The following is a 25,651-nucleotide window of genomic DNA, read 5'->3' as shown; positions in this document are numbered from 1 at the left end:
GCGGCGAGGTGGTCGGCGTCGGAACAGCCCGCGAGGCGGTGACAGGAGCGTCACCGCCTCGCGAGTGAGATCACCAGGTTATTCGGACTTGGTGATCAGGTGGAACAGCGGCACGGAGTTCCAGCCGAAGTCGACGTTGTCGACGTTCTCCGAGTAGCCGCCGGTGACGTTGGCGTACCACAGCGGGAGGGCCGGCAGGTCGGTCAGCAGCACCGACTGCGCCTCCGAGAACAGCTCGTTCGCCTCGCCCGGGTCGGTGGCCGAGATGCCCGCGGCGAGCAGCTCGTCGAACTCGGGGTTCGAGTAGTCACCGTCGTTCGAGCCGGCGTTGGTGGCATACAGCGGGCCCAGGAAGTTGTACAGACCCGGGTAGTCCGCCTGCCAGCCGGTGCGGAAGGCCGTCGTGATGGAGTCGTTGTTCACGAGCTCGCGCAGCTCGGCGAAGGTCGGGTAGGGAGCGCCCGACGCGTCGATGCCGAGGGTGTTCTTGATCGAGTTCGAGACCGCGTCGACCCACTGGTCGTGTCCGCCGTCGGCGTTGTAGCCGATCTGGAAGGTGCCTTCCCAGGGCGAGATCGCGTCGGCCTCGGCCCACAGCTCGGCTGCGCGCTCGGGGTTGTAATCCAGAACGTCGGCGCCCTCGAGCGAGTCCGACCAGCCGTCGATGACCGGGGACGTGAAGTCGCGCGCCGGGGTGCGGGTGCCCTGGAAGATCGTCTCGGTGATCTCGTCGCGGTTGATCGCGAGCGACAGCGCCTGGCGGCGCAGCTGGCCCTCTTCGCCCGAGAAGTGCGCGAGGCGCTCCGGGATCGTGAAGGACTGGAAGACGGCGGCGGGCTTGTTGACAGCGCGCTCACCCAGATCCGACTCGAAGCTGGCCAGCGACGACGGCGGGATCGCGTCGATCACGTCGACCTCGCCACCGAGCAGGTCGGCGTACGCGGCATCCTGCGACGAGTAGAACGTGATGGACAGGCCACCGTTCTGCGCCTGGCGGACACCCTCGTAGTCCTCGTTCTTGACGAGGTCGATCTTGACGTCGTGCTGCCACGCGCCGTCGCCGTCGAGCATGTACGGGCCGTTGCCGATCGGGTTCTCACCGAACGCGTCCATGTCCTCGAACGCGGCGTCGGGCAGCGGGTAGTAGGCCGAGTAGCCCAGGCGCAGCGCGAAGTCCGACGCGGGCTTGTTCAGCGCGATCGTGAAGGTGTAGTCGTCGACCTCCTGCAGGCCGGTGAGCTCGGAGTCCTCGTCGTAGCTGAAGCCCTCGATGTCCTCGAAGAAGTAGCTGTTGTACTGCTCGTTGGACGCCAGGGCGCCGTAGTTCCACGCCTTGATGAAGTTGTCGGCGGTGACCTCTTCGCCGTCGGTGAAGACCTGGCCTTCCTTGATCTTGACGGTCAGGTTCTGCGGGTCGTCGACCGTGATCTCCTCGGCCATGTCGTTGACCGCGGTGCCGTCGGCCTCGTACGAGACCAGCCCGGCGAAGATGGCGTCGAGGATCTTGCCGCCGCCGACCTCGTTCGTCGCGGTGGGGATCAGCGGGTTCTCGGGCTCGGTGCCGTTGGTGGTGATGATGGCGGTCGAGACGCCGGCGTCGCCGGTCTCCTCCTCGGCGGTGTTGCCGCCGCCGCCAGCGCAGCCGGCGAGGGCAAGGGTGCCCACCGTCAGCAGCGCCAGTCCGGCGAACGCAGTGCTGTTGCGCTTCACTGTTCCTCCTGGTGCAGGGATGTCGCAGGCGGTGCCGGGTATGGTCGGCGGACCGTCGCATGGATTCTGCAACGATAGGCACCTGATCACAGATGACCAAAAGGTCGACGCAAAGCGTTACATGCTCTTTACCCGCCGCGGCCGACGTGTGGCAATCTGACAAGGTGACCGCTCCCAGTCCGACCGCCTCCGGAGCAACCCCCGCCCAGCGCGCACGCCTGTGGTGGGAGATCGCGATCGTGCTGGCGATCACGCTCGGCCAGTCGGCGCTGTACTCGCTGCTGTCGCTCGTGCGCAGCCTGCTGTCCCCCACCCCGCTCGGCCGCCAGCAGACGCAGCTGAACCCGTCGCGCGACGCGGCGGCGATCTGGGACGCGCTGTACCAGGTGCTCGACATCGTGTTCGACCTGGCGCTGGTCGCCCTCGTGGTCTACCTGCTCTGGGAGCCGGGCACCAACGCGCTGCGGCGGATGGGGCTGGACTTCCGCCGGTTCGGGGGCGACCTCGGCCGCGGCGTGCTGGTCACCGCGATCATCGGCATCCCCGGTCTGGCGCTGTATGCCGTGGGCCGCCTGCTGGGGATCTCGGTGGCGGTCGTGGCATCCCCCCTGGATGCCGCGTGGTGGACGGTGCCCATCCTCCTGTTCGCCGCGGTGCGCGCGGCGCTGCTGGAGGAGGTCATCATGCTCGGCTGGCTCTACGACCGGCTGCGCCGGCTCGGGTGGGGGTGGTGGTCGATCATCCTCGCCGCCGCGGCGCTGCGCGGGGCGTACCACGCGTACCAGGGCTTCGGCGGCATCATCGGCAACTTCGCGATGGGTGTGGTGTTCGGGTGGTGCTACCGCCGGTGGGGGCGCGTCATGCCGTTCGTGATCGCGCACACGATCCTCGATGTGGTCTCGTTCGTCGGCTACCCCCTGGCCGCCGCCCTCTGGCCCGCCGTCTTCGCCCCCGTGCGCTGACCCCGCGGCCATAGTCGCTGCCATGGTCGCTGAGACGAATTCTCACGGCCGAGACAGCGGGTGCCACCCACGGTCTCGTCCGCCCGCATTCGTCTCACGGGGCCGGGCGGTCGGCGCGGGCTCCTGCACAGCGGTGGGGAGCCGCGAGTTGTCCCGAACGGGGGGTGATTGCGACACCGCCGGCGACGCATCCCCGGCAGTGTTGCCGGATGCCGCTCCAGCTCACCGGCCCCCGGCCCGCTCCGATCCCGCTCCTGCGCACTGCGGAGGTTCCCCACCCCGAACGCGCCATCGCGCGCGGCGAACTCGCGCGCATCAGGCCGGGCGTCTATGCGCCGGCGGAAGCCTGGCATGACCTCGCTCCCTGGGACAGGTACCTCGCGCGCGTCCACGCGGTGACACTCGGCTACCCCGATGCGGTGTTCAGCCACGAGTCGGCCGCCGCCCTCGTGGGGTTGCCGGTGTTCGGCGACCCGATGGTCGTCCACGTGCTGCAGCATCCGCTCGGCCGCTCGCGCCTGGCCTCCGGCATCCGCGTGCACACCCACCGCGGCGAACGCGAGATCCTCGAGGTCGGCGGGCTGCTCGTGACGGGCATCCTCGACACCGCCGTCGATCTGGCCCGGTCGCGGCACAGGGCGATCGGACTCTCCGTCGCCGATGCCGCCCTGCGCACCGACCCCTCGCTCCGGGCTGCCGCCTTGCGCGAGGGCAACGAGCAGCGCATCAGTAAGCGGGGGCGCGCCGTCGCGCGATGGGCGCTGACTCGGGCGAACCGGCTGGCGGAGACCGCGCTCGAGAGCGTGAGCCGTGCCGTCATCGAGTGGCTCGGCTTCCCGGAAGCCACGCTCCAGGTCTCTTTCCGAACGAGCGACGGGGGCCACGATCGCAGCGACATGCTGTGGGAACCAGCATCGGTCGCCGGCGAATGCGACGGCGGAATTAAGTACGACGGCCGGTTAGGTCCGGCGCAGGACGTCATCGCCCGCCAACGTGCGCGCGATGCACGACTGCGTCGGCACGTGCGCACGGTCGTCCACTGGGGATGGCACGATGCCGTGCCCGCCGCACCGTTGCGCGGCATCCTGATCGGCGCCGGCCTGCACCCCGAGGCGCCCGAAGACACCGCCGCCCTCTTCTCACTCCGCCGCGCGCTGACTGCGCCGGCCGCCGCCACCCATGAGACGAAGACCGACGGCCGAGACCGCGGGTGATACCCAGGGTCTCGGCCGTCCGGATTCGTCTCAGCGCCCCGGCGGGCTACGCGAAGGCGTCGGGGGGCGGGCAGGCGCACACGAGGTTGCGGTCGCCGTAGGCGTTGTCGATGCGGCGCACCGGCGGCCAGTACTTCGTGCGCACCTGCGAGGGCACGGGGTAGACCGCCTCCTCGCGCGAGTAGGGGTGCTCCCACGACCCCGCGACGACCGACTGCGCGGTGTGGGGTGCGTTCACCAGCGGGTTGTCGGATGCCGGCCAGCGCCCGGCCGCGACGGCGTGCGCCTCGGCGTGGATCGCGATCATCGCCTCGATGAACCGCTCGATCTCGGCCAGGTCCTCCGACTCGGTCGGCTCGACCATGAGCGTCCCCGCGACCGGGAACGACATCGTGGGCGCGTGGAAGCCGTAGTCGATGAGTCGCTTGGCGACGTCGTCGACGGTGATCCCGGTGGCCTCCCGCAGCGGACGCAGGTCGAGGATGCACTCGTGCGCGACGAGCCCGCCCTCCCCCGCGTACAGCACCGGGTAGTGCTCGCGCAGCCGCAGCGCGATGTAGTTCGCCGCGAGCACCGCGGCCCCGGTCGCCTCCCGCAGGCCCTCCGCGCCCATCATCCGCACGTACGCCCACGAGATCGGCAGGATGGATGCCGACCCGTACGGCGCCGCCGAGACCGGTCCGCCGTCGAAGACGAAGCCGCCGGCGTGGTCGGCGCGCTGCGACATCGGGTGCGACGGCAGGTGCGGCGCGAGGTGCGCCTTCGCGGCCACCGGCCCGACGCCCGGTCCGCCACCCCCGTGCGGGATGGCGAAGGTCTTGTGCAGGTTCAGGTGCGAGACGTCGCCGCCGAGGTCGCCGAAACGCGCGAAGCCGAGCAGGGCGTTGAGGTTCGCGCCGTCGACGTACACCTGGCCGCCCGCATCGTGCACGGCCTGGGTGATCTCCCGCACGTCGTGCTCGTACACCCCGTGCGTGGAGGGGTAGGTGATCATGAGCGCGGCGAGCCGGTCGGCGTGCGCGGCGATCTTCGCGCGCAGGTCGTCGAGGTCGACGTTGCCCGCCTCGTCGCAGGCCACGACGACGACCGACATGCCCGCCAGCACGGCGGAGGCCGCGTTCGTCCCGTGCGCCGACGACGGGATGAGGCACACCGTGCGCTGCGTGTCGCCGTGGGCCCGGTGGTAGCCGCGGATCGCGAGCAGCCCCGCGAGCTCGCCCTGCGAGCCGGCGTTGGGCTGCAGCGACACCGCGTCGTAGCCGGTCACCTCGGCCAGCCAGGATTCGAGCTGCTCGATCATCGCCAGGTATCCGGCGACGTCGTCGGCGGGGGCGAACGGGTGCACGCGCGAGAACTCCGGCCACGACACCGCCGCCATCTCGGTCGCCGCGTTGAGCTTCATCGTGCAGGACCCGAGCGGGATCATGCCGCGGTCCAGCGCGTAGTCGCGATCGGCGAGGTGCTTGAGGTAGCGCATCATCGCCGTCTCGGAGTGGTGGCTCGTGAACACGGGGTGGGTGAGGAACTCCTCCCGCCGGTGCAGCGAAGCGTCGACGCCCGCCAGCGGCTCGGCATCCGCGAAGCCGATCCCGGCACCGGGTTGCTCCGCCGCGCCGAACGCCCACGCCACGGCGGCGAGGTCGGCTGCGGTCGTGGTCTCGTCGATCGACACCCCGACGCTCGCGTCCGACGCCCAGAACAGCTGGTAGCCGCGCGAGCGCGCACGCTCGATCACGCGGGCCGCGTCGCCGGGGACGAACACGCGCAGGGTGTCGAAGAAGGCGTCGGATGCCAGGGTGAGCCCGTACCCGCGCAGCTCGCCGGCGAGGGCCTCGGCCTTGCGGGCGACGTCGGTCGCGATGCGGCGGAGGCCGTCGGGTCCGTGGTACACCGCGTACATGGATGCCATCACGGCGAGCAGCACCTGGGCGGTGCAGATGTTCGACGTCGCCTTCTCGCGGCGGATGTGCTGCTCTCGCGTCTGCAGCGCCAGGCGGTAGGCCGGGTGCCCGGCGGCATCCTGCGAGACCCCCACCAGCCGGCCGGGCAGCTGACGCTCGAGGCCGGCGCGCACCGCCATGTAGCCGGCGTGCGGACCGCCGAATCCGAGCGGCACGCCGAAGCGCTGGGTCGTCCCCACGGCGATGTCCGCGCCGAGTGACCCGGGCGAGCGCAGCAGGGTGAGCGCGAGCAGGTCGGCGGCCACGACGACCTGGCCGCCGCGGGCGTGCACGGCGGTGATGACGTCGCTCGGGTCCCATACGCGTCCCGTCGCGCCGGGATACTGCACGAACGCGCCGAAGGTGTCGGTGTCGTCGGGGAGCCCCTGGGCGAAGTCGACCTCCACCAGGTGGACGCCGAGCGCCTCGGCCCGATGCGCCAGCAGCGCCTTCGTCTGCGGCAGCGCATCGGCGTCGACGAGGAAGGTGTCGGCGGCGCCACGGGTGGCCCGCCGTGCCACGAGCATCCCCTCGACGACGGCGGTGGCCTCGTCGAGCATCGACGCGTTGGCCGTCGCGAGCCCGGTGAGGTCGGTCACCATCGTCTGGAAGTTGATGAGGGCCTCGAGCCGACCCTGCGAGATCTCCGGCTGGTACGGCGTGTAGGCGGTGTACCACGAGGGATTCTCGAAGACGTTCCGCTGGATGACCGCCGGGGTGTGGGTGTCGTAGTAGCCCAGCCCGATCATCGCCTTCGCCGGACGGTTCGCCGCCGCGAGCTCCCGCAGCTCCCGCAGCGCCTCGTCCTCGGTCGCCGCGACCGGGATGTCGCTCGTGGGCCGCGGCTGCGCGTGGATCGAGCGGGGAACGGCGCGCTCGACCAGCGCGGCGACGCTGTCGTAGCCGAGCGCGGCGAGCATGCTCTGCTGTGCGGCGGCGTCGGTGCCGATGTGGCGCCCGGCGAAGGCCCCGCTCACGCCTCGCCGCCGGTGAGCGCGAGGTAGCCGTCGCGGTCGAGCATGCCGTCGACGGGGACGTCGGCCACGCGCAGCTTGATGAGCCAGCCGTCGCCGAAGGCGTCGCTGTTGACCCTCGACGGGTCGGCGACGACGTCGTCGTTGATCTCGACGACCTCGCCGTCGACGGGCGCGTACAGCTCGCCGACCGACTTGGTGGACTCGATCTCGCCGCACACCTGGCCGGCGGTGACAGTCGATCCGACGGCGGGCAGATCGACGAAGACGACGTCGCCGAGCTGGTCGGCGGCGTAGTCGGTGATGCCGATGGTGGCGACGTCGCCGTCGAGGGCGATCCACTCGTGCTCGGCGGTGTAGTGCAGGGAGGTGAGGTCGGCCATGATGTGCTCCTGGAAGTGTGGGGGGTCAGTTCGTGCGTCGGTAGAACGGCAGGGCGGTCACCGTGACGGGCAGGCGGGTGCCGCGCACGTCGATGGTCAGAGGGGTACCGGGGGTCGCTGCGGACGGCGCGACGAAGGCCATCGCGATCGGGTGGCCGAGGGTGGGGCTGAGGGCGCCGCTGGTGATCTCCCCCACGGGGGTGTCGTCCTCGGCGAGGTGAACCGCGTAGCCGGCGCGCCCCGCGCGCCGTCCCTCCCCGATGAGTCCGACGAGCACCGGTGCGGCGCCGGCGATCACGGCGCCGAGGCCCGCTTTGCCGACGAAGTCCGGCTTGTCGGCGGCGACCACCCTGCCCAGGCCCGCCTGGGCAGGAACGATGTCCGGCGACAGCTCGTGGCCGTACAGCGGCATGCCCGCCTCGAGGCGCAGCGTGTCGCGGGCGGCGAGGCCGGCGGGCATCAGCCCCGCGGGCTCCCCCGCAGCCAGGAGCGCATCCCACAGCTCGGCGGCGGCATCGGTGGGCACCAGCAGCTCGAAACCGTCCTCGCCGGTGTAGCCGGTGCGCGCGACCAGCAGCGGCCGCTCCCGGAATCGACCCGACGCGGCGGCGTAGTACGGCAGTTCGGACAGCGGCCGGTCGAGGTCGGAGATGCCGTCGACGGACTCGAGGATGCCGCGGGCGGCGGGTCCCTGCACGGCAACGAGGGCGAAGTCGTCGGTGACATCGGCGACGGCGAGGTCGATCCCCGCATGGCGGCCGCGCACCGTATCGGCGCGCTCGGCGAGGGCCTCGGCGACGGCGTCACGGTTGCCGGCATTGGCGATGACGAGGAAGCGCGTCTCGGCCAGGCGGTACACGATGACGTCGTCGACGATGCCGCCCGACTCGGCGAGCACGAGCGAGTACTTGGCTTTGCCCACCGCCATCGTCGACAGGCGCCCGGCCAGCGCGTAGTCCAGCAACTCGCCGGCGCCGGTGCCTTCGACGGTGAACTCCGCCATGTGCGAGATGTCGAACAGGCCGGCGGCCGTGCGCACGGCGTGGTGCTCGGCGAGGTCGGAGGAATAGCGCACCGGCATCATCCAGCCGCCGAAGTCGGTGAAGGTCGCCCCGAGCGCCTCGTGGCGGTCTCGGAGAGTCGTATAGCGGGGGCCGGTCATGAGTTCTCCCGATCTCGTGCGGGCAGGCGCCGGAGCCGACGCCTGAAGAACTCCCCCTCTGTCATGGGCCTGAGAGTTTCACGCCCGCATCCGAAAGGGATGCCGGTGCTTTCACCGTCGGCGGACCCGCGCGCAGGTGCGGCGCGGATCGCTTTTCAGAGTGGCCCAGACCTGCGCGGTACGCGTACCTGAGAGATTGGCGGGGAGGCTTGCTCCTTCGGTGTCCGGTACACGAGTGTCCGGAGCTCTCCCGCGTGGGTCATCGGGCCGTTATCGACTTGTCCGGCCAGCATAGCGGCGACTCAGCCGGCGCAGGACCCCGACGACACCGGCTGCGTCAGCGACGGCGCCGCAGCCACGACGGGCGCGAACTCCGCCGGGGTCATCGCGTACCCGATCTGGTCGCCCGACTCGGCGCGGGCGAAGACGACGCCGGCCACTTCTCCGCCCGTCGTCAGCAGCGGACCCCCGGAGTTGCCGGGACGCACGTCGGCGGCGAGGGCGTAGATGTCGCGGGGCGTGGCGGCGCTGTCGTAGATGTCGGGCACGTCCACGACGCCGACCGACAGCACCCGCGCACCGCCGGAGGTGAAGGGTCCGCCGTAGGGGTAGCCCTGCACGACGCCTTCGTCGCCCGTGGCGAGGGGCGCGGCGATGGCCAGGGGCGCCACGTCGATGTCGTCGACGGCGATCACCGCGAGGTCGTCGACCGCGTCGAAGTACACGATGCGCCCGTCGCGCACCGCACCGCCGGGGAACTCCACCACCGGGTCGGTGACACCGGCGACGACGTGCGCGTTGGTGATGATGCGGTCGTCGGCGGCGACGAAGCCGGTGCCGGTGGAACTGGTGCCGCAGGCATACGCCACTCCGGAGATGCGGGCGATCGACTGCGCGGCGGCGTCGAGGTCAGGGTCGTCCAGCGCGAGCTGCGGCGCCTGCTGACCGGGATCGAGCACGACGCCGGGGCCGAAGAGGTCGCCCAGACGCGGCAGCCCCTCCTCGAGGAACGCGCCGCGCACCTGGGCGAGCGCGGCGTCCACGGGCGCAGGGGTCAGCGCGTCGATCGTGCGGACGGCTTGGGACGACGACACCGCCGCCGACAGCAGCGGGATGCCGGAGGTCCCGACCGTCTGGGCGACGAGCGACACCGCGAGGGCGGCGACGAGCACGCTCAGACCGCCACCGAGGAGCCGTTCGAGCCACCCGAGGCGGATGCGGTCCACCCCCCGCCGCGCCATCGCGCCGATGCCGGCCCCCAGTCCTGCGGCGAGCGCGATGAGCACCAGGGTGCCCGCGATGACGATGGCGGTGCGCCATCCCGGTGCGGGCAGCACGTCGCTGACGGCGGGAAGGACGAGGGGCATGAGCCAATAGGCGGCGAGCGCGCCGACGACCACGCCGACCAGCGCGCCCAGCCCGGCCAGCAAGCCGCTGCGCACTCCCAGCAGCAGCGCCACCACGAGCACCACCACCACCACGACGTCGATGATCATCGGCCCCGCCTTCCCCTCTGCCACAGCGTAGGGGACCCGGCTGGGGCCGCTTCGCAGGTGGCCGCCCTTGCCCTTCTGGTCAGCGTGACTCTATGATCGGCGACGACAGTTAGGGTCACCATGACACGAACCGCGGCGACCGCCTCAGAAGCACACGGCGACGTCACGCGCGTCGCCGTGTCGACCGTGATCTTCAGCCTGCGCCGCACGCCCGGCGCCGACCGCGCCACGGTGGTGCTCCCGCTGGTGCGGCGCACGCGTGATCCATACGAGGGCCGGTGGGCGCTGCCGGGCGGCTGGCTCGACGTCGCCGAGAACCTCGACAGCGCCGCGGCCCGCACCCTGGCCGAGACCACCGGCATCGCCCCCAGCTACCTCGAGCAGCTCTACGCGTTCGGCGCGGTCGACCGCTCCCCCACGCGGGTCGTCTCCATCGTCTACTGGGCGCTGGTGCGCCCCGACGAGGCGGAGGCGGCGCACGCCCAGCACAACGTCGCGTGGTTCGACGCGGCATCCCTCCCCCCGCTGGCGTTCGACCACGCCCAGATCGTGGAGTACGCCCTGTGGCGGCTGCGCAACAAGGTCGGCTACAGCCGCATCGCCCACGGCCTGCTGCCGGCGCAGTTCACCCTCGCCGAGCTGCGGGAGGTGTACGAGGCGATCCTCGACCGCCGGCTCGACCCCGCCAACTTCCGCCGGCAGGTCGAGCACTCCGCCACCCTCATCCCGACCGACGACTTCCGCACCGGCAGTCACCGTCCGGCGCGGCTCTACCGCTACGACCACGACGTCGAACTGGCCGACCGCGGCCCCCTCCCCCGCTGAAGAGGACACCGCCATGAACACCACCCCGCTGAGCCTGCAGACCCCACCCGCGTCGGGTAGCCGGGCGATCGCCCCGAGCGTCGACCACGAGATCCAGGCGATCGTCGCCGGCGCCTCCCCCGGCTCCACCTGCACCACCGACCTCGCCGCCGGCCCGTGGGACTTCGACGGCAGGCCCGGCTACGGCCCCGGCGCGTCGATGGGCGACGTCATCCCCACCGGCTCCCCGCGGCAGGGAGAGCTTCCCGCCGAATATCGCGACGCCTCCGACGACGAGCTGGACGGCCGCATCCGCGCCGCGAAGCAGACCCTCGGCGAGCGCGTCGTGGTGCTCGGGCACTTCTACCAGCGCGACGAAGTGGTGCGTCATGCCGACTACGTGGGCGATTCGTTCCAGCTCGCCGGTGCCGCCAGGGCGCACCCCGAGGCCGAGGCGATCGTCTTCTGCGGCGTGCACTTCATGGCCGAGACCGCCGACCTGCTCTCCCGACCCGAGCAGGCGGTGATCCTCCCCAACCTGGCCGCCGGCTGCTCGATGGCGGACATGGCCGACATCGACCAGGTCGAGGAGTGCTGGGAGCAGCTCGAAGACCTGTTCGGCGATATGGCCGCGCCCGACGCCGACGGCCTCGTCCCGGTGGTCCCGGTGACCTACATGAACTCCTCGGCGGCCATCAAGGGCTTCGTCGGCCGGCACGGCGGGATCGTCTGCACGTCGTCCAATGCGCGCACCGTGCTGGAGTGGGCGTTCGCGCGGGGACGACGGGTGCTCTTCTTCCCCGACCAGCACCTGGGCCGCAACACGGCGAAGGCGATGGGGGTGCCGCTGGAGCGGATGCCGATGTGGAACCCGACGAAGCCGTGGGGCGGCACGGATGCCGAGACCCTGCGGGACAGCCGCGTGATCCTCTGGCACGGGTTCTGCTCGGTGCACCGGCGCTTCACCGTCGACCAGATCGACAGGGCCCGCGCCGAGCACCCCGGTGTGCGGGTGATCGTGCACCCCGAGTGCCCCATGCCCGTGGTGGATGCCGCGGATGAATCCGGCTCCACCGACTACATCCGCAAGGCCATCCAGGCGGCCACCGAGCCCACCACCTTCGCCGTCGGCACCGAGATCAACCTGGTGCGGCGGTTGGCGGCCGAGCATCCACAGCACCACATCTTCTGCCTGGACCCGGTGGTGTGCCCCTGCTCCACGATGTACCGCATCCACCCGGGCTACCTCGCGTGGGTGCTCGAGTCCCTCGTCGCCGGCACAGTGATCAACCGCATCTCGGTGCCGCAGGACGTGGCCGATCCCGCCCGGGTGGCGCTGGAGCGCATGCTCGCGGCCAAGCCGCCCGCCGGCGCCCGGCCGTGACCGCCGTCGTCGTCGTCGGCTCCGGCATCGCGGGGCTCGCAGCCGCGCTGCACGCGCGGGCTGCCGGGTGCGCGGTGACCCTCGTGACGAAGGATGCGCTCGGGCACACGAACACCCGGTTCGCGCAGGGCGGCATCGCCGGCGTGCTGTTCGCCGATGACAGCGTCGAGTCCCATGTCCGCGACACCCTCGTCGCGGGGGCGGGCCTGGCCGATCCCGCCGCGGTGCGGGTGCTCGCGGCCGAGGGTGCGGCGCGCATCCGGGAGCTCGTGCAGCTGGGGGTCGCCTTCGACCGCGACGCCGACGGCGACTTCGTCAAGGGCCGCGAGGCCGCGCACTCCTACCCTCGGATCGTGCACGCCGGCGGTGACGCCACCGGGCGGGCGATCGAGGACGCGCTCGTGCGGGCGGCGCGCGCGGCCGGCGTGCAGGTGCTCGAGCACACGTTCCTCGTCGACCTCGTGGTGACCACCCGGGGCGTCACCGGGGTCGACCTCCTCCGCCATTCCGAGGTCCCCCCGCGCGCGGACGCGGCCAACGGGCATCCCCCGCGCGCGGACGCGGCCAACGGGCATCCCCCGCTCGCGCCGCTGCACCTGCCCGCCGACGCCGTGGTGCTCGCCACCGGCGGCGCGGGGCAGCTGTACGCGCACACCACGAACCCGCCCGTCGCCACCGGCGACGGCATCGCCGCGGCACTGCGAGCGGGCGTCGCCGTCAGCGATCTCGAGTTCGTGCAGTTCCACCCCACGGTGCTCGCCGGCGGGGAGCCGTTCCTCGTGTCCGAGGCGGTCCGCGGTGAAGGTGCCGTGCTGATCGACGACGCGGGGCGACGGTTCGCCTTCGATGCCCACCCCGACGGGGAGCTCGCTCCCCGAGACGTCGTGGCGCGCGCCATCGCCCGGCAGGTCGCGGCGCAGGGTGGGCGCCCGGTGCGGCTGGACGCGACCCGCCTGCGCCCCACCGCCGAGGCGACCGCGGCGTTCCTCGCGCACCGCTTCCCCACGATCGACGCCGCGGTGCGCGCCCGCGGCTGGGACTGGGCACGCGAGCCCGTTCCGGTGACCCCGGCCGCGCATTACCTCATGGGCGGGATCGACACCGACCTGCACGGCCGCACCAGCGTGCCGGGCCTGTACGCGGTGGGCGAGGTCGCGCGCACCGGGGTGCACGGCGCGAACCGGCTGGCGTCCAACTCGCTGCTGGAGGGCGCGGTCTTCGGCGCCCGCGCCGGTGACACCATCGCCGCCGACGCCGGCCTGCCCTGGCCCGCGTCGGCACCGGCCCCCGCGGCCGCCGCGTCGGCGTCCGCCCGGGCGACGCCCCCCGTGGCGGCACGTGTCTCCCCCGCTTCTGCACCCCCTCTCGCACGCGCGGCGCTGCAACGGCTGATGTGGGATGCCGCGGGCGTCGAGCGCGACGAGCAGGGTCTCGCCCACGCGGCATCCGTCATCGCCGCTTGGCGCGCCGACGCCGCTGTGCCCCGCTCCGTCGCGGACCACGAAGATGCGAACCTGCTGCTCGTGGCCGCGCACGTGATCGCCGCCGCCCGCGCCCGCCCCGCCTCGGTGGGCGCCCACCACCGCCGCGACGCCGCCCCGACCTCCGCCGCCCGCCCCGTACTGGAAGGAGTCGCGTGATGCTCACGCGCACCGTCATCGACCGCGCCGTGCAGGCCGCCCTCGACGAGGACGCCCCGTGGGGCGACCTCACCGCAGAGAACCTGATCGTTCCGACCGCGCCCGCGCGCGCGACGCTGGTCGCCCGGGAGGACGGCCTGTTCTCGGGCGGTGAGGTCTTCGCCGCGGCCTTCCGGCTCACCGATCCCCGCTGCGACGTCACCCTGCTGGTCGATGACGGCGAGATGTTCCGCACCGGCGACGCCCTGGCCGTGGTCAGCGGTCCCGCCCGGGCCGTGCTCACCGCCGAGCGGGTCGGGCTCAACTTCGCCCAGCGCATGAGCGGCGTCGCCACCCTCACCGCGCTGTACGTCGCCGAAGTCGCCCACACGGGCGCGCGCATCGCCGACACCCGCAAGACCACCCCGGGCCTGCGCGCCTTCGAGCGTCACGCCGTGCGCAACGGCGGCGGGCACAATCACCGTTTCTCGCTCTCGGATGCCGTCATGGTCAAGGACAACCACCTCGCGGTGCTGCGGCAGAAGGGCGTGTCGGTCACCGCGGCGCTGCAGGGTGCGATCGCACAGCTGCCGCACACGACCCACGTCGAGGTCGAGGTCGACAGCATCGACCAGATCGAAGCCGTGCTGGCCGCGGACGTCGACACGGTCATGCTCGACAACTTCACGCTGGACATGCTGCGCGCCGGGGTGGAGATCATCGCGGGCCGCGCGATCGTCGAGGCATCCGGCGGGGTGACGCTGGACTCGGTGCGCGCCATCGCCGAAACGGGCGTGGACGTCATCTCGGTGGGCGCGCTCACCCACTCCGCTCGCGCCCTGGACCTCGGCCTGGACATCGACGTCGCCGGCTGACATGACGCTGTTCTACCTCGATCACGCCGCCACGACGCCGGTGCGCCCCGACGTGCTCGAGGCGATGACACCGCACCTCACCGGCGCCTTCGGCAACCCGTCGAGCCACCACACCGTCGGCGAAGCCGCCGCGCGCGCCCTCGCCGACGCCCGTGCGCGGGTGGCACGGGTGCTCGGCATGCGCGCCGGCGACATCGTGTTCACCGCCGGCGGCACCGAAGCGAACAACCTCGCGGTGAAGGGCATCGCCCTGGGCGCCCGCAGCGCCGACCCCCGCAGGCGGCACGTGATCACCACGGCGATCGAGCACACGTCGGTGCTCGCCTCGTGCGACTACCTGCACCGGCTGCATGAGGCCGAGATCACGCTGCTGTCCGTCGATGAGGACGGGCGCGTCGACCCGGAGCGACTCGACGCCGCGGTCGGCGCAGGCACCGCCGTCGTGTCCATCGGCTACGCGAACAACGAGATCGGCACCGTGCAGGACGTCGCCGCGCTCGCGGCCGTCTGCGCGCGGCACCGGGTGCCGCTGCACGTCGACGCGGTGCAGGCCGCCGGATGGCTCCCGCTGGCGGGCACCGGGGCCGACGCACTGTCGATCGCCGGCCACAAGATCGGCGCGCCGAAGGGCATCGGGGTGCTCGCGGTGCGCGGACGGGTGCCGCTGGAGCCCCTCGTGCACGGCGGCGGACAGGAGCGCGGCCGCCGCAGCGGCACCGAGAACGTCGCCGGCGCCGTCGGTCTCGCCGTCGCCCTCGAGCTCGCCGAGGCCGAACGGGTGGATGCCGCCGCCCGCGCCACCGCGGTGCGTGACGCCTTCACCGACGCTGTGCTCACCACCGTCCCCGGCTCTCGCCTCACCGGGCACCCCCTTCACCGTCTGGCGGGCACGGCGAGCTTCACGTTCGCCGGCGCGAGCGGCGAGGCCGTGCTGCTGCAGCTCGAACGCCGCGGCATCGTGACCTCGAGCGGTTCGGCGTGCGCTGCCGGCAGCGACGAGCCCTCGCACGTGCTGCTCGCGCTCGGCATCGCGGCCGACCTCGCGCAGACAGCGGTGCGCTTCACGTTCGGGCGCGGCCCCACTCCCGCCCCCGCAGCACTGGCCGCCGCCGTCGCCTCATCGGTTGCGGCGGTACGATCGGGCACGTGAGTGCCGCGATCACCGTCATCGTGCCCGGGTTCGACGTCGCAGACTACGCCGCCGAGGCGCTGCAGTCGCTGCAGGGGCAGACGCTGTCGGACTGGGTGGCGATCCTCGTCGACGACGCCTCCACCGATGCCACGGGCGAGATCTTCGCCGCTGCCGCGGCCGCAGACCCGCGGTTCCGGCTCGTCCGCCACGACGCGCGGCGCGGGCTCAGTACCGCGCGCAACACCGGCGTGGCGCTCGTGGAGACGCCGTACCTGGGCTTCCTCGACGCCGACGACGTGCTCACCCCGACGGCCCTCGAGCGGCTGGTCGGGGTGCTGAACGAGACCGGCAGCGACTTCGCGGTGGGCGCGTACGTGCGCCTGCGACCGGATGCCACCGGCGGCTACGCGCCGGGAAGCGTGCAGCCGTGGGTGGCCGCGGCCACCCACCCCGCCCGCACCGGCACCACCATCGACGCGCACCCCGAGGCGTCGGGCAACATCGTGGCGTGGTCCAAGGTCAGCCGCACCGACTTCTGGCGGCGGGCGGGCCTGCGGTTCCCCGACGGCCGACTCTACGAAGACCAGATCGTGGCGCAGCAGATGTACAGCCGCGCGCGCCGCTTCGACACCGTTCCCGATGTGGTCGTGCACTGGCGCCAGCGCGCCGACGGCTCCTCGATCACCCAGGGCACCACCGACCTGGCGGTGCTGCGGGCATACCTGGCGGCGATGACCGACGGCCTGGAGGTGCTGCAGTCCGCCGGCCACAGCGCCGCCGTGCGCGCCCGCGTGCAGCTCATCCTCTCGATGGATCTCCCCCCGCTCGTGGAGATCGCGCGCATCCACCCCGACGACGCCTACCGGCGGGCGCTGGGCTCGTTCGTCCGCGACGTCTGGGAGCGCGGCGGCGCCGGTGCACGACTCGACGACCACACGGCCAGGCTCGCGGCCGCTGCACTGTTGTTCTGAGTCCGCCCCGGGGCGCTACGGGGTGCGCCGCGCGATCTGCTGTTCGGTCTCGAGCACCCGGGAGGCGGCGACCTGCTCCGCCGCGAGCTTCGCGTACAGACCGCCGGCGGCCAGCAGGTCGGCATGCGTCCCCGACTCCACGATGCGTCCCGCCTCCACGACGTGGATCACGTCGGCGCCGATCACGGTCGAGAGCCGATGGGCGACCGACAGCGTCGTGCGGCCTCGGGCTGCGGCATCCAGCGCATCCTGCACGACCCGCTCCGAGACCGTGTCCAGCGCCGACGTCGCCTCGTCCAGCAGCAGCACGGGCGGATCCTTCAGCAGCACGCGCGCGATGGCGATGCGCTGCTTCTCCCCGCCCGAGAGCCGGTAGCCGCGCTCTCCCACCACCGTGTCGTAGCCGGCCGGGAAGCCCGTGATGATGTGGTGGATGTTGGCCGCGGCGCACGCGGCGGCCAGTTCCTCGTCGGTGGCGTCGGGCTTGGCGTAGCGGAGGTTCTCACGGATCGTGGCGTGGAAGAGGTAGGTCTCCTGCGACACGATGCCGACATGGTCGATCAGGGACTCGTGGCGGAGCCGTCGCACGTCCGCTCCGGCGAACATCACGCTCCCGCCCGAGGCCTCGTACAGCCTCGGGGCGAGATACAGCACGGTGGTCTTGCCCGCCCCCGACGGCCCCACGAACGCGACGTGCTGGCCCGGCTCGGCGACGAACGACACGCCGTCGAGCGTCGGCCTGGTGTCCGTTCCGGCATCCGGGTACCGGAACACCACGTCCTGGAACTCCACGCGTCCGAGCGGCCCGGGGGCGTCGGCCACGTCGATGGCATCGGGGGCGTCCGAGATCGCAGGCGTCAGATCGAGGTACTCGAAGATGCGGGCGAAGAGGGCCGCCGATGTCTGCAGGTCGAGGGCGACGCGCATGAGGCCGGTCAGCGGCTGCAGCAGGCGCGCCTGCACCGTGGTGAACGCCACGATCGTGCCGGCGGTGATGTCGGGGCTGCCCCCGGCGACGAGATACCCGGCGACGAGGTAGATCACGGCGGGCACGCTCGCCATGAGCACCTGCACGACGGCGAAGAACCCCTGCCCGCTCATCGCCCGGCGCACCTGCAGCACGACCTGATTGCGGTTCTCCGCGCGATACCGCTCGGACTCGGTGCGTTGCCGGTTGAAGGCCTTCGACAGCAGGATGCCGGACACGCTCAGCGTCTCCTGCGTGATCGCCGTCAGCTCCGACAGCGATTCCTGCGTCTCCCCCGCGATGCGGGCACGCACCTGCCCGACCTTGCGCTGGATGAGCACCAGCGCGGGCATGAGCACCACGGCGATGATCGTCAGGCGCCAGTCGATGATGATCATCGCCACGAGCGATGCGACGACCGTCACGGCGTTGCCGAGGATGCTGGTGACGGTGTTGGTGAGCACCCCCGCCACCCCGCCGACGTCGTTCTGCAGGCGCGACTGGATGACGCCCGTCTTGGTGCGGGTGAAGAACGCGAGCTCCATCGCCTGCAGGTGGTCGAACAGCCGCACGCGCAGGTCTCCGGTGACGCGGTTTCCCACCGTCGCGGTGAGCCACGTCTGCACGACACCCACGCCCGCCGACGCCAGGAACAGCCCGATCATCAGCGCCACCAGCCGCAGCAGGAGGGAGAGGTCGGGTCCGCCGGTGGGAGGGAAGAGCGCCTCGTCGAACACCCGCTGCACCAGCAGGGGCGGCACCACGGCCAGGCCCGAGCCGAGGATCACGAGCGCGCCGGTGACGGCGATGCGCGCGCGGTACGGGCGGAACAGCGCCAGCACGCGGCGGCCGAGGCCCGGGATGCGCGGCGCCTGCGCGTTGAGGCGGCGCTGGGCGGACTCGTCCACCCCGCGGAATCCGCCGCGCGGACCGCCGCCGGCCATGCCCATGGTCATCCGTTCAGCCTACGTCCGCGCATCGGTAGGGTGGCGGGCATGAACACGACACCCGGTGACGCCGACCGTGCCGAGCTCGACGCGCTCCGCGAGGAGATCGACGAGCTGAAGGCCATCCCCGAAGAGGAGCTGGTCAACCCCAGCCCCACGAAGGGACATGAGGACGAGCTTGACGCGGAGCCCAACGAGGCTCCCGGCTCCGAGGAGTTCGGCGGACCCGCGTAACGCGGGTCAGTTACCGCCGCAGGCGCTGCCTCCGCAGCACGACGACCCCTGCTGCGGCGTGGCGAGCAGGTTCTTGTCGTCCGCGATGGGCTGAAGGGGCTGGGTCACGGTCGGGTCAATGGTGGCCATGCGCTCCATGCTAGACCCGCCTTAGGCGACCGGCTCCGCACGCGCAACCCCGGGGTGTCGGTTCGCGCCTGCTCCTACCGTGGAGGCGCGCCGGGGAGTCCCCGGCGCCTCGACGACGAAAGGAAGACGCATGACCGACATCTCCGGCAAGCGCGTGGCGTTCCTGCTCACCGACGGCTTCGAGGACAGTGAGCTCACCTCGCCCTGGCAGGCCGTGACCGACGCCGGCGCCACCGCCGTGCTCGTCTCCCCCGCCGATGGCTCGGTCACGGGCAAGAACGGCCACGAGCAGCAGGTCGACCTCGCCGTCGCACAGGCCACCGCCGGCGACTTCGACGCCCTGGTCCTTCCCGGTGGCGTCGTCAACGCCGACCACCTGCGCATGGACGACAAGGCCGTGAGCTTCGCCCGCGACTTCTTCGCGCAGCACAAGCCCGTCGGCGTCATCTGCCACGGCGCCTGGATCCTGGCCGATGCGGACGTGCTCGACGGCCGCACGGTGACCAGCTATCCGAGTCTGAAGACCGACCTGCGCAACGCGGGCGCGACCTGGGTCGACGAGGAGGTCGTGGTCGACGCCGGCCTGGTCTCCAGCCGCACGCCGGACGACCTCCCCGCCTTCAACGCGAAGGTGGTCGAAGAGATCGAAGAGGGCGCGCACGCCGGCCAGACCGTGTGACGCGCAGCGCCGAGGGGGCGACGATCCGCAGGGACGTCGCCCCCTCGGCCTACCCGGGTGCTTTTTCCCGGCAAGCGCGTGGACCTGTGGTCTGACCACAGTCTAGAATGATCGCGAAGGACGGCGAACGCCCGTCCGCAAGGAGTGATCATCATGACTTCGATGACGAACGCGGCCGCCCCGGCCGATCGCGGCGTCGTCCCCGGTGGCACCATGCGCGCCGCCGTCGTCACCGCCCCCGACCAGCCGCTGCAGGTCACGGAGGTGCCGATCCCGACCCCCGGGCCCGGACAGGCTCTCGTGCGGGTCATCACCAGCGGTGTATGCCACACCGACCTGCACGCCGCCCGCGGCGACTGGCCGGTGCCGCCGAAGTCCGATCTCATCCCGGGCCACGAGGGCTACGGGGAGGTCGTCGCGCTGGGTGAGGGCGTCACCACCCTCGCCGTCGGCGACAAGGTCGGCAACGCGTGGCTGTGGAGCGCCTGCGGCGTGTGCGAGTTCTGCCGCACCGGCTGGGAGACGCTCTGCACCGAGCAGCAGAACGGCGGCTACTCCGTCGATGGCAGCTTCGGCGAGTACATGCTCGTCGACGAGCGCTTCGCCGCCCGCATCCCCGACGGCGTGAACACCGACGAGGTCGCGCCGATCCTCTGCGCCGGCGTCACGGTCTACAAGGGCCTGAAGATGACCGAGGTCAAGCCCGGCGAGTGGGTCGTCATCTCCGGCATCGGCGGCCTCGGCCACATCGCCGTGCAGTACGCCCGCGCCATGGGCATGCGCGTCGCCGCCGTCGACATCGACGACGACAAGCTGCTCCTCGCCCGCCGCCACGGCGCCGAGATCACCGTCAACGCCGCCAAGACCGATCCGATCGCCGAGATCCAGGAGCGCACCGGTGGCGCCCACGGCGTGCTCGTCACCGCCGTGCACCCGCAGGCGTTCGCACAGGGCACCGGCATGAGCCGGCGCGGCGGCACCGTGGTGTTCGTCGGCCTCCCCCCGGGGCAGTTCCCGGCCGACATCTTCGACACCGTGCTGCGGGCCATCACCATCCGCGGCTCCATCGTCGGCACGCGCCAGGACATGGTCGAGGCACTGGACTTCTTCGCCCGCGGCGAGATCCACCCCACCGTGACCGTCGAGAAGCTCGATGACATCAACGACATCTTCGAGCGCATGGAAGGCGGCAAGATCGAAGGCCGCATCGTGATGCGGTACGCGCGGGACTGACCTTCACCACGTGCGACGCCCCGGCCACTGCGGCCGGGGCGTCGCCGTCTCACGCGGAGATGTGAACGGGCGGCGCCGCGGCATCCCGCCCCGACGCCGACCGCAGCGCGCGGTCGAGGTCCTGGATGAGGTCGTCGACGTGCTCCAGGCCGATCGACAGCCGCAGCACCGCGGCCGACGGACGCGCGTGCGGGGCGACGGGGCGGTGCGTCAGCGCGGCCGGATGCTGGATGAGCGAGTCGACCCCGCCCAGCGAGACGGCGTGGGTGAACAGCTGCACGGCCGCCGCCGCCGCGGACGCCGCCTCGTACCCCTCCGCCATCTCGAGCGCGATCATCGCGCCGCCGCCGCTCATCTGGCGCGCCAGGAGTCCGCGCGGGTCACCGTCGAGCCCGGGGTAGTACACCCGCGCGACGCCGTCGTGGCCGGTGAGCCAGGCCGCGATGCGCGCGGCACTGTCCTGCTGGGCGCGCATGCGCACCGGCAGCGTCGCCAGCCCGCGGTGCAGCAGATACGCGCCGAACGGGTGCAGCAGACCTCCGGTGATCGCACGCACCCGCCGCAGCGCCTGCGCCTGCTCCTCGGAGCAGGCGATCACGCCGCCCATGGTGTCGCCGTGGCCGCCGAGGTACTTCGTCGCGCTGTGCAGGCTCATCGCCGCGCCGAGGTGCAGGGGACGCTGCAGCACGGGCGTGGCGAACGTGTTGTCCACCAGCACCGGCACGTCGCCCGCTGCGGCGACGACCGCCGGGATATCCACGAGCTCGAGGGTGGGGTTGGCCGGCGTCTCCACCATCACGAGGCCTGTGTCGGGCCGCAGCGCGCCGGCGACCTCGTCCTCGGCACAGAAGGTCGCATCGGCCCCGAGCAGCCCGGTGGCGAGCAGGTGGTCGGTGCCGCCGTAGAGCGGCCGCACCGCCACGACGTGCGGCCGGCCGACGGCCTGCGTCTGCGCGAGCACCGCCGCGGTCACCGCGGCCATGCCGGTCGAGAACGCCACAGCGGCCTCCGCTCCTTCGAGCGCGGCCAGGGCGTCCTCGAAGCGCGCGACGGTGGGGTTCCACAGTCGTGCGTAGACGAAGCTGTCGTCGTCACCGGGTCGCCCTCCGGTGGCGAGGGTCTCGTACGCATCGCCGCCGCGCTCGACGTCGGGCAGCGGGTTGGTGGTGGACAGGTCGATCGGCGGCGCGTGCACGCCGGCTGCGGCCAGGTCCTCGCGCCCAGCGTGAACGGCGGCAGTGTCGGGATGCCAGGAAGAGGGGTGCATGCCACGATCATGCAGGAAAACGCAGGCGAGAGAGCCGAAGTCCGCACACTACGCTGGCACCAAGGCTTCCTGCAGCGATTGCTGCGGCCTGGACGATCGAAGGGCGTGGAACGTTGGCGAGATCACAACCGACCGACGACGAGATCGACGACGTCGACCTGGCGATCCTCGCCGCGCTGAGCTCCCGGGCCGACATCACGAACAAGGCGCTCGCGGCGCGCCTGCACCTGGCGGAATCCACCTGTGCGCACCGGGTGCGGATGCTGCGTCGCCGGGGGCTCATCGTCGACACCCGTGCGCGAGTGGACACCGCGGCGCTCGGCTTCCCCCTCCGCGCACTCGTCAATGTGCGACTCGGCAGTCATACCAAGTCCGGCGTCACCGACCTGTTCCACGCGCTGACGCGGATCCCCGGGGTCATCGAGGTGTTCCACGTCGCCGGCGAGGACGATTTCGTCCTGCACGTCGCCGCGGCCGATGCGCACGCGCTGCGCGACCTCGTGCTCGAGCACGTCACCGTGCACCCGGCGGTGCGCTCCACTGAGACGCACCTCGTCTTCGATCGTCGTGACGGCGTCGGAGTGCTGCCCGCCGGCTGACGGCGCCGCCCGCGCTCAGGAGCGCACGAGGCGGGCGATGGCCGCCGTCGCCTCAGCGACCTTCGCGTCCGCATGGTCGCCGCCCACGCGCGCCGCGTCCACGACGCAGTGGCGCAGGTGATCGTCGAGCAGCCCGACCGCAACCGAGTTGAGCGCACTGGTCAGTGCGCTGATCTGCGTGAGGATGTCGATGCAGTACTTCTCCTCGGCGATCATGCGATGCACACCGCGCGCCTGGCCCTCGATCCGCTTGAGGCGGTTGAGGTAGCGCTCCTTGTCGGTGATGTAGCCGTGGACGTGTTCGGCGTCGTCCTCGTCGGCCGGGTGCGCGTGCGCACTCTCCGCGGCGGGCAGGGTCTCGTCGGGCACGGTCTCGTCGGCGAGGTCGGTCATGACACGGCATCCTTTCGGGTGGAGCGGCCGGCGGCGGCGGACAGCGGGCGGAACCGGCGCAGCCGCAGGCTGTTGCCGACGACGAAGACGCTCGACAGCGCCATGGCGGCGCCCGCGAGCATGGGGTTCAGCAGGCCGAGGGCCGCCAGCGGGATCGCGGCGACGTTGTAGGCAAAGGCCCAGAAGAGGTTGGTCTTGATCGTGCGGAGCGTGCGGCGGGAGAGCCGCACGGCGTCGGCCGCGGCTCCGAGGTCGCCGCGCACCAGCGTGATGTCCGCGGCCTCCATCGCGGCATCCGTGCCGGTGCCCATCGCCATGCCCAGATCGGCCTGCGCGAGGGCGGCGGCGTCGTTGACCCCGTCACCGACCATCGCCACGACCCGCCCCTCGGACTGCAGGCTCGCCACGACGGCGACCTTGTCCTCGGGGCGCACGTCGCCGATGGCCTCGTCGATGCCGACCTCGGCCGCGATGCGCGCGGCGACGGCGGCGTTGTCGCCGGTGAGCAGGATGGGCCGCAGGCCGAGCCTGCGCAGATCGGCCACCGCGGCGGCACTGGTCTGCTTCGGCCGGTCGGCGACCACGACAGCGCCACGGGCGCAACCGTCCCACGCCACCACGACGGCGGTCTGGCCGCGTTCGTGCGCCGCGTTCACGGCGGCGGTGAGCTGCGCGTCGACCTGGACCGACCACTGCTCGAGCAGCGCGGCCCGGCCGACGACGATCCCGTGCCCGCCGACAACGCCGGTGACGCCGAATCCCGCGGTGCTGCGGAAGTCCGTGACGGCGGGAAGGTCGCCCGCGCGCCCGGCCGCGTCGGCGATGGCGCGCGCGATGGGGTGCTCGCTGGCGTGCTCGACCGCACCGGCCAGGCGCAGCACCTCCGCCGCGTCCTCACCGGCGGCGGGCACGACCTCGACGACGCTCATGCGTCCCGTGGTGACGGTGCCGGTCTTGTCCAGCACGATGGTGTCGACCCGGCGGGTGGATTCGAGCACCTCGGGACCCTTGATGAGGATGCCGAGCTGCGCGCCCCGCCCGGTGCCGACCAGCAACGCCGTCGGCGTCGCCAGCCCCAGGGCGCACGGGCAGGCGATGATGAGCACCGCCACCGCGGCGGTGAACGCAGCCGCCGGGGCGGCCCCCGCGATGAGCCATCCGGCCAGCGCGGCCAGAGCGATGCCGATGACCACCGGGACGAACACCCCGGAGATGCGATCGGCCAGACGCTGCACCTCCGCCTTGCCGGACTGGGCCTGCTCCACCAGGCGGGCCATCTGCGCCAGCTGGGTGTCGGCGCCCACGCGGGTGGCCCGCACGATGAGGCGCCCGCCGGCGTTGACGGTGGCGCCGGTGACGGGGTCGCCGGCGCCGACCTCCACGGGAAGGGATTCGCCGGTCAGCAGCGACTGGTCGACGGCCGACGACCCCGCGACGACCACACCGTCGGTGGCGATCTTCTCCCCCGGGCGCACGACGAACTCGTCGCCCACCCGCAGTCGCTCGACGGGGATGCGCCCCTCGACGCCGTCGCGGATGACGGTGACGTCCTTCGCGCCCAGCTGCAGCAGCGCACGGAGGGCGGCACCCGCGCGCCGCTTGGCGCGCTTCTCGACATAGCGCCCGGCGAGCACGAACATCGTCACCCCGGCGGCGACCTCGAGGTAGATGTCACCCGCTGCGTCGGCGGCGCCGATCGTGAAGGTGAAGGGATGCGTCATCCCGGTCATGCCGGCGGTGCCGAAGAAGAGGGCGTACACCGACCACAGCAGCGCGGCGGACGTGCCGATGCTGATGAGGGTGTCCATGGTCGCGGCCCCGTGGCGCAGGTTGATCGCCGCCGCACGATGAAAGGGCCACGCGCCCCACACCACGACGGGAGCGGCCAGCGTGAGCGAGAGCCACTGCCAGTTCGGGAACTGCAGAGCAGGGATCATCGCCATGAGGATCACCGGCACGGCCAGCACCGTCGAGCCGATGAGTCGCTGCCGCAGGCTCCGCAGCTCTGGGTCGAGGGGTTCGGTGCCGGCATCCGGCTGCGCCTCAGGGGTGACAGGCAGAGCGGCGGTGTACCCGGTGCGCTGCACCTCGGCGATGACGGTCGCCGCGTCGAGCGCGGCCGGTCCGGTCACCTGCGCCTTCTCGGTGGCATAGTTCACCGTCGCGGTCACCCCGTCGAGGCGATTGAGCTTCTTCTCGATGCGCGCCGCGCACGACGCGCACGTCATGCCGCCGATCTCGAGTTCGAACCGAGCCTGGTCGGCGCCGAGGGTGTTCGTCATCTGCCGGGCGCTCCCTCAGGCCCGTGTCGCGGTGTAGCCGGCCTCGTCGACGGCGGCCAGCACGTCCTCATCGGAGATCGCAGCGGATGCCGTCACGGTCAGCCGTCCGGTCTTCGCACTGACCTGCACGTCCTCCACGCCGGCGAGCTGCGAGACCTCGCCGCGCACCGCTGCCTCGCAATGACCGCAGGACATGCCCGTCACCTGGTACTCGCTGATCGCCATCTGCCTTCCTTCTCTTGGTCCATATACCCCGGTGGGGTAACCTCAGGGTACAACGCGGATACCCTCATAG

23 protein-coding genes and 1 riboswitch are annotated in these 25,651 nt (G+C 72.1%); of the genes, 12 read left to right on the top strand and 11 right to left on the bottom strand.

Annotated elements, in window-relative coordinates; translation table 11 throughout:
- Positions 1-78: 78 nt before the first annotated feature.
- Positions 79-1,710: a peptide ABC transporter substrate-binding protein gene (locus tag QNO26_RS06185; RefSeq protein WP_257638315.1), complete on the bottom strand. Its 1,632-nt coding sequence runs from the start codon at positions 1,708-1,710 to the stop codon at positions 79-81.
- Between the two features lie 146 nt (positions 1,711-1,856).
- Between QNO26_RS06185 and QNO26_RS06180 the strand changes: the two genes are divergently transcribed.
- Both QNO26_RS06180 and QNO26_RS06175 read left to right on the top strand, forming a co-directional pair.
- Positions 1,857-2,672: a CPBP family intramembrane glutamic endopeptidase gene (locus QNO26_RS06180; RefSeq protein WP_374679362.1), complete on the top strand. Its 816-nt coding sequence runs from the start codon at positions 1,857-1,859 to the stop codon at positions 2,670-2,672.
- 209 nt (positions 2,673-2,881) lie between these two features.
- A complete protein-coding gene (locus QNO26_RS06175; protein ID WP_257638314.1) occupies positions 2,882-3,886 on the top strand; it encodes a type IV toxin-antitoxin system AbiEi family antitoxin domain-containing protein in 1,005 nt (334 codons plus the stop codon).
- Between the two features lie 46 nt (positions 3,887-3,932).
- On the opposite strand, the gene gcvP is transcribed toward QNO26_RS06175, so the two are convergent.
- The 4 genes from gcvP to QNO26_RS06155 all read right to left on the bottom strand — a co-directional run bounded on the left by gcvP (position 3,933) and on the right by QNO26_RS06155 (position 9,841).
- The gene (gcvP, locus tag QNO26_RS06170) at positions 3,933-6,746 is read right to left on the bottom strand and encodes an aminomethyl-transferring glycine dehydrogenase (RefSeq protein ID WP_374679369.1); all 2,814 of its coding nucleotides are present in this window, start codon (positions 6,744-6,746) and stop codon (positions 3,933-3,935) included.
- Positions 6,747-6,799: 53 nt separating this feature from the next.
- On the bottom strand, positions 6,800-7,183 hold the full coding sequence (gene gcvH, locus QNO26_RS06165; protein WP_257638312.1) for a glycine cleavage system protein GcvH: 384 nt from the start codon (positions 7,181-7,183) through the stop codon (positions 6,800-6,802).
- A 25-nt stretch (positions 7,184-7,208) separates the two neighbouring features.
- On the bottom strand, positions 7,209-8,345 hold the full coding sequence (gene gcvT, locus QNO26_RS06160; RefSeq protein ID WP_257638311.1) for a glycine cleavage system aminomethyltransferase GcvT: 1,137 nt from the start codon (positions 8,343-8,345) through the stop codon (positions 7,209-7,211).
- 166 nt (positions 8,346-8,511) lie between these two features.
- Positions 8,512-8,608: riboswitch (glycine riboswitch) on the bottom strand.
- A gap of 39 nt (positions 8,609-8,647) precedes the next feature.
- Positions 8,648-9,841, bottom strand: a complete 1,194-nt coding sequence (locus tag QNO26_RS06155; RefSeq protein WP_257638310.1) for a MarP family serine protease — start codon at positions 9,839-9,841, stop codon at positions 8,648-8,650.
- A gap of 120 nt (positions 9,842-9,961) precedes the next feature.
- Between QNO26_RS06155 and QNO26_RS06150 the strand changes: the two genes are divergently transcribed.
- The 6 genes from QNO26_RS06150 to QNO26_RS06125 are packed head-to-tail and all read left to right on the top strand — an operon-like array spanning position 9,962 to position 16,626.
- Positions 9,962-10,666, top strand: a complete 705-nt coding sequence (locus tag QNO26_RS06150) for an NUDIX hydrolase (protein WP_257531370.1) — start codon at positions 9,962-9,964, stop codon at positions 10,664-10,666.
- Positions 10,667-10,679: 13 nt separating this feature from the next.
- Complete coding sequence (gene nadA / locus QNO26_RS06145) at positions 10,680-12,029, top strand: quinolinate synthase NadA (protein WP_257531372.1); 1,350 nt, start codon at positions 10,680-10,682, stop codon at positions 12,027-12,029.
- Positions 12,026-13,669: an L-aspartate oxidase gene (locus tag QNO26_RS06140; protein WP_257638309.1), complete on the top strand. Its 1,644-nt coding sequence runs from the start codon at positions 12,026-12,028 to the stop codon at positions 13,667-13,669. Before nadA ends, QNO26_RS06140 begins: the two co-directional genes overlap by 4 nt.
- Complete coding sequence (gene nadC, locus QNO26_RS06135; RefSeq protein ID WP_257531375.1) at positions 13,669-14,523, top strand: carboxylating nicotinate-nucleotide diphosphorylase; 855 nt, start codon at positions 13,669-13,671, stop codon at positions 14,521-14,523. The genes QNO26_RS06140 and nadC overlap by 1 nt, the downstream gene beginning before the upstream one ends.
- 7 nt (positions 14,524-14,530) lie before the next feature.
- Positions 14,531-15,673 (top strand): cysteine desulfurase family protein, encoded by a 1,143-nt coding sequence (locus QNO26_RS06130; protein WP_257531755.1) that lies wholly within the window; start codon positions 14,531-14,533, stop codon positions 15,671-15,673.
- Positions 15,670-16,626 (top strand): glycosyltransferase family 2 protein, encoded by a 957-nt coding sequence (locus QNO26_RS06125; RefSeq protein WP_257531377.1) that lies wholly within the window; start codon positions 15,670-15,672, stop codon positions 16,624-16,626. Before QNO26_RS06130 ends, QNO26_RS06125 begins: the two co-directional genes overlap by 4 nt.
- Positions 16,627-16,641: 15 nt before the next feature.
- Here the strand turns inward: QNO26_RS06125 and QNO26_RS06120 are convergent, their stop codons facing one another.
- Positions 16,642-18,549 carry an ABC transporter ATP-binding protein gene (locus QNO26_RS06120; RefSeq protein WP_257531379.1) on the bottom strand — a complete coding sequence of 636 codons (1,908 nt, stop codon included), beginning with the start codon at positions 18,547-18,549 and terminating at the stop codon, positions 16,642-16,644.
- A 39-nt stretch (positions 18,550-18,588) separates the two neighbouring features.
- Here QNO26_RS06120 and QNO26_RS06115 point away from each other — a divergent pair, with 39 nt between their 5' ends.
- Positions 18,589-18,774, top strand: a complete 186-nt coding sequence (locus QNO26_RS06115; protein ID WP_257531381.1) for a hypothetical protein — start codon at positions 18,589-18,591, stop codon at positions 18,772-18,774.
- A gap of 6 nt (positions 18,775-18,780) precedes the next feature.
- Here the strand turns inward: QNO26_RS06115 and QNO26_RS06110 are convergent, their stop codons facing one another.
- Complete coding sequence (locus QNO26_RS06110) at positions 18,781-18,903, bottom strand: hypothetical protein (protein WP_257531383.1); 123 nt, start codon at positions 18,901-18,903, stop codon at positions 18,781-18,783.
- A 130-nt stretch (positions 18,904-19,033) separates the two neighbouring features.
- On the opposite strand from QNO26_RS06110, the gene QNO26_RS06105 reads away from it, so the two are divergent.
- Together QNO26_RS06105 and adhP are read left to right on the top strand one after the other, a co-directional pair.
- Positions 19,034-19,582, top strand: coding sequence for a type 1 glutamine amidotransferase domain-containing protein (locus QNO26_RS06105; RefSeq protein WP_257638307.1), 549 nt, complete (start codon positions 19,034-19,036; stop codon positions 19,580-19,582).
- A 213-nt stretch (positions 19,583-19,795) separates the two neighbouring features.
- Positions 19,796-20,815 (top strand): alcohol dehydrogenase AdhP, encoded by a 1,020-nt coding sequence (adhP, locus tag QNO26_RS06100; RefSeq protein ID WP_374679368.1) that lies wholly within the window; start codon positions 19,796-19,798, stop codon positions 20,813-20,815.
- A 49-nt stretch (positions 20,816-20,864) separates the two neighbouring features.
- Here the strand turns inward: adhP and QNO26_RS06095 are convergent, their stop codons facing one another.
- A complete protein-coding gene (locus tag QNO26_RS06095) occupies positions 20,865-22,082 on the bottom strand; it encodes a trans-sulfuration enzyme family protein (protein ID WP_257638306.1) in 1,218 nt (405 codons plus the stop codon).
- Between the two features lie 113 nt (positions 22,083-22,195).
- Here QNO26_RS06095 and QNO26_RS06090 point away from each other — a divergent pair, with 113 nt between their 5' ends.
- Entirely contained in the window at positions 22,196-22,681 is a 486-nt protein-coding gene (locus QNO26_RS06090; protein ID WP_257531391.1) for an Lrp/AsnC family transcriptional regulator, read from the top strand.
- A gap of 15 nt (positions 22,682-22,696) precedes the next feature.
- Here QNO26_RS06090 and QNO26_RS06085 read toward each other — a convergent pair whose 3' ends face one another.
- Genes QNO26_RS06085 through QNO26_RS06075 form a run of 3 tightly spaced genes read right to left on the bottom strand, consistent with a single transcriptional unit; the run spans position 22,697 to position 25,581 of the window.
- On the bottom strand, positions 22,697-23,074 hold the full coding sequence (locus tag QNO26_RS06085; protein ID WP_257531393.1) for a metal-sensitive transcriptional regulator: 378 nt from the start codon (positions 23,072-23,074) through the stop codon (positions 22,697-22,699).
- Positions 23,071-25,356, bottom strand: coding sequence for a heavy metal translocating P-type ATPase (locus QNO26_RS06080; protein WP_257638305.1), 2,286 nt, complete (start codon positions 25,354-25,356; stop codon positions 23,071-23,073). Before QNO26_RS06080 ends, QNO26_RS06085 begins: the two co-directional genes overlap by 4 nt.
- Before the next feature lie 15 nt (positions 25,357-25,371).
- On the bottom strand, positions 25,372-25,581 hold the full coding sequence (locus QNO26_RS06075) for a heavy-metal-associated domain-containing protein (protein ID WP_257638304.1): 210 nt from the start codon (positions 25,579-25,581) through the stop codon (positions 25,372-25,374).
- Positions 25,582-25,651 lie beyond the last annotated feature (70 nt).

The sequence above is a fragment of the Microbacterium sp. zg-Y1090 genome (assembly GCF_030246945.1).
GTDB lineage: Bacteria > Actinomycetota > Actinomycetes > Actinomycetales > Microbacteriaceae > Microbacterium > Microbacterium wangruii.
This window is presented reverse-complemented; position numbering and strand designations above follow the sequence as displayed.

Excerpts from the sequence above, each read along its gene's own strand:
- QNO26_RS06175 (WP_257638314.1), top strand. The coding sequence starts at position 2,882 with ATGCCGCTCCAGCTCACCGGCCCCCGGCCCGCTCCGATCCCGCTCCTG.
- gcvP (WP_374679369.1), bottom strand. The coding sequence starts at position 6,746 with ATGCTCGCCGCGCTCGGCTACGACAGCGTCGCCGCGCTGGTCGAGCGC.
- gcvH (WP_257638312.1), bottom strand. The coding sequence starts at position 7,183 with ATGGCCGACCTCACCTCCCTGCACTACACCGCCGAGCACGAGTGGATC.
- gcvT (WP_257638311.1), bottom strand. The coding sequence starts at position 8,345 with ATGACCGGCCCCCGCTATACGACTCTCCGAGACCGCCACGAGGCGCTC.
- QNO26_RS06155 (WP_257638310.1), bottom strand. The coding sequence starts at position 9,841 with ATGATCATCGACGTCGTGGTGGTGGTGGTGCTCGTGGTGGCGCTGCTG.
- QNO26_RS06150 (WP_257531370.1), top strand. The coding sequence starts at position 9,962 with ATGACACGAACCGCGGCGACCGCCTCAGAAGCACACGGCGACGTCACG.
- nadA (WP_257531372.1), top strand. The coding sequence starts at position 10,680 with ATGAACACCACCCCGCTGAGCCTGCAGACCCCACCCGCGTCGGGTAGC.
- nadC (WP_257531375.1), top strand. The coding sequence starts at position 13,669 with ATGCTCACGCGCACCGTCATCGACCGCGCCGTGCAGGCCGCCCTCGAC.
- QNO26_RS06120 (WP_257531379.1), bottom strand. The coding sequence starts at position 18,549 with ATGACCATGGGCATGGCCGGCGGCGGTCCGCGCGGCGGATTCCGCGGG.
- QNO26_RS06115 (WP_257531381.1), top strand. The coding sequence starts at position 18,589 with ATGAACACGACACCCGGTGACGCCGACCGTGCCGAGCTCGACGCGCTC.
- QNO26_RS06110 (WP_257531383.1), bottom strand. The coding sequence starts at position 18,903 with ATGGCCACCATTGACCCGACCGTGACCCAGCCCCTTCAGCCCATCGCG.
- QNO26_RS06105 (WP_257638307.1), top strand. The coding sequence starts at position 19,034 with ATGACCGACATCTCCGGCAAGCGCGTGGCGTTCCTGCTCACCGACGGC.
- adhP (WP_374679368.1), top strand. The coding sequence starts at position 19,796 with ATGCGCGCCGCCGTCGTCACCGCCCCCGACCAGCCGCTGCAGGTCACG.
- QNO26_RS06095 (WP_257638306.1), bottom strand. The coding sequence starts at position 22,082 with ATGCACCCCTCTTCCTGGCATCCCGACACTGCCGCCGTTCACGCTGGG.
- QNO26_RS06085 (WP_257531393.1), bottom strand. The coding sequence starts at position 23,074 with ATGACCGACCTCGCCGACGAGACCGTGCCCGACGAGACCCTGCCCGCC.
- QNO26_RS06080 (WP_257638305.1), bottom strand. The coding sequence starts at position 25,356 with ATGACGAACACCCTCGGCGCCGACCAGGCTCGGTTCGAACTCGAGATC.
- QNO26_RS06075 (WP_257638304.1), bottom strand. The coding sequence starts at position 25,581 with ATGGCGATCAGCGAGTACCAGGTGACGGGCATGTCCTGCGGTCATTGC.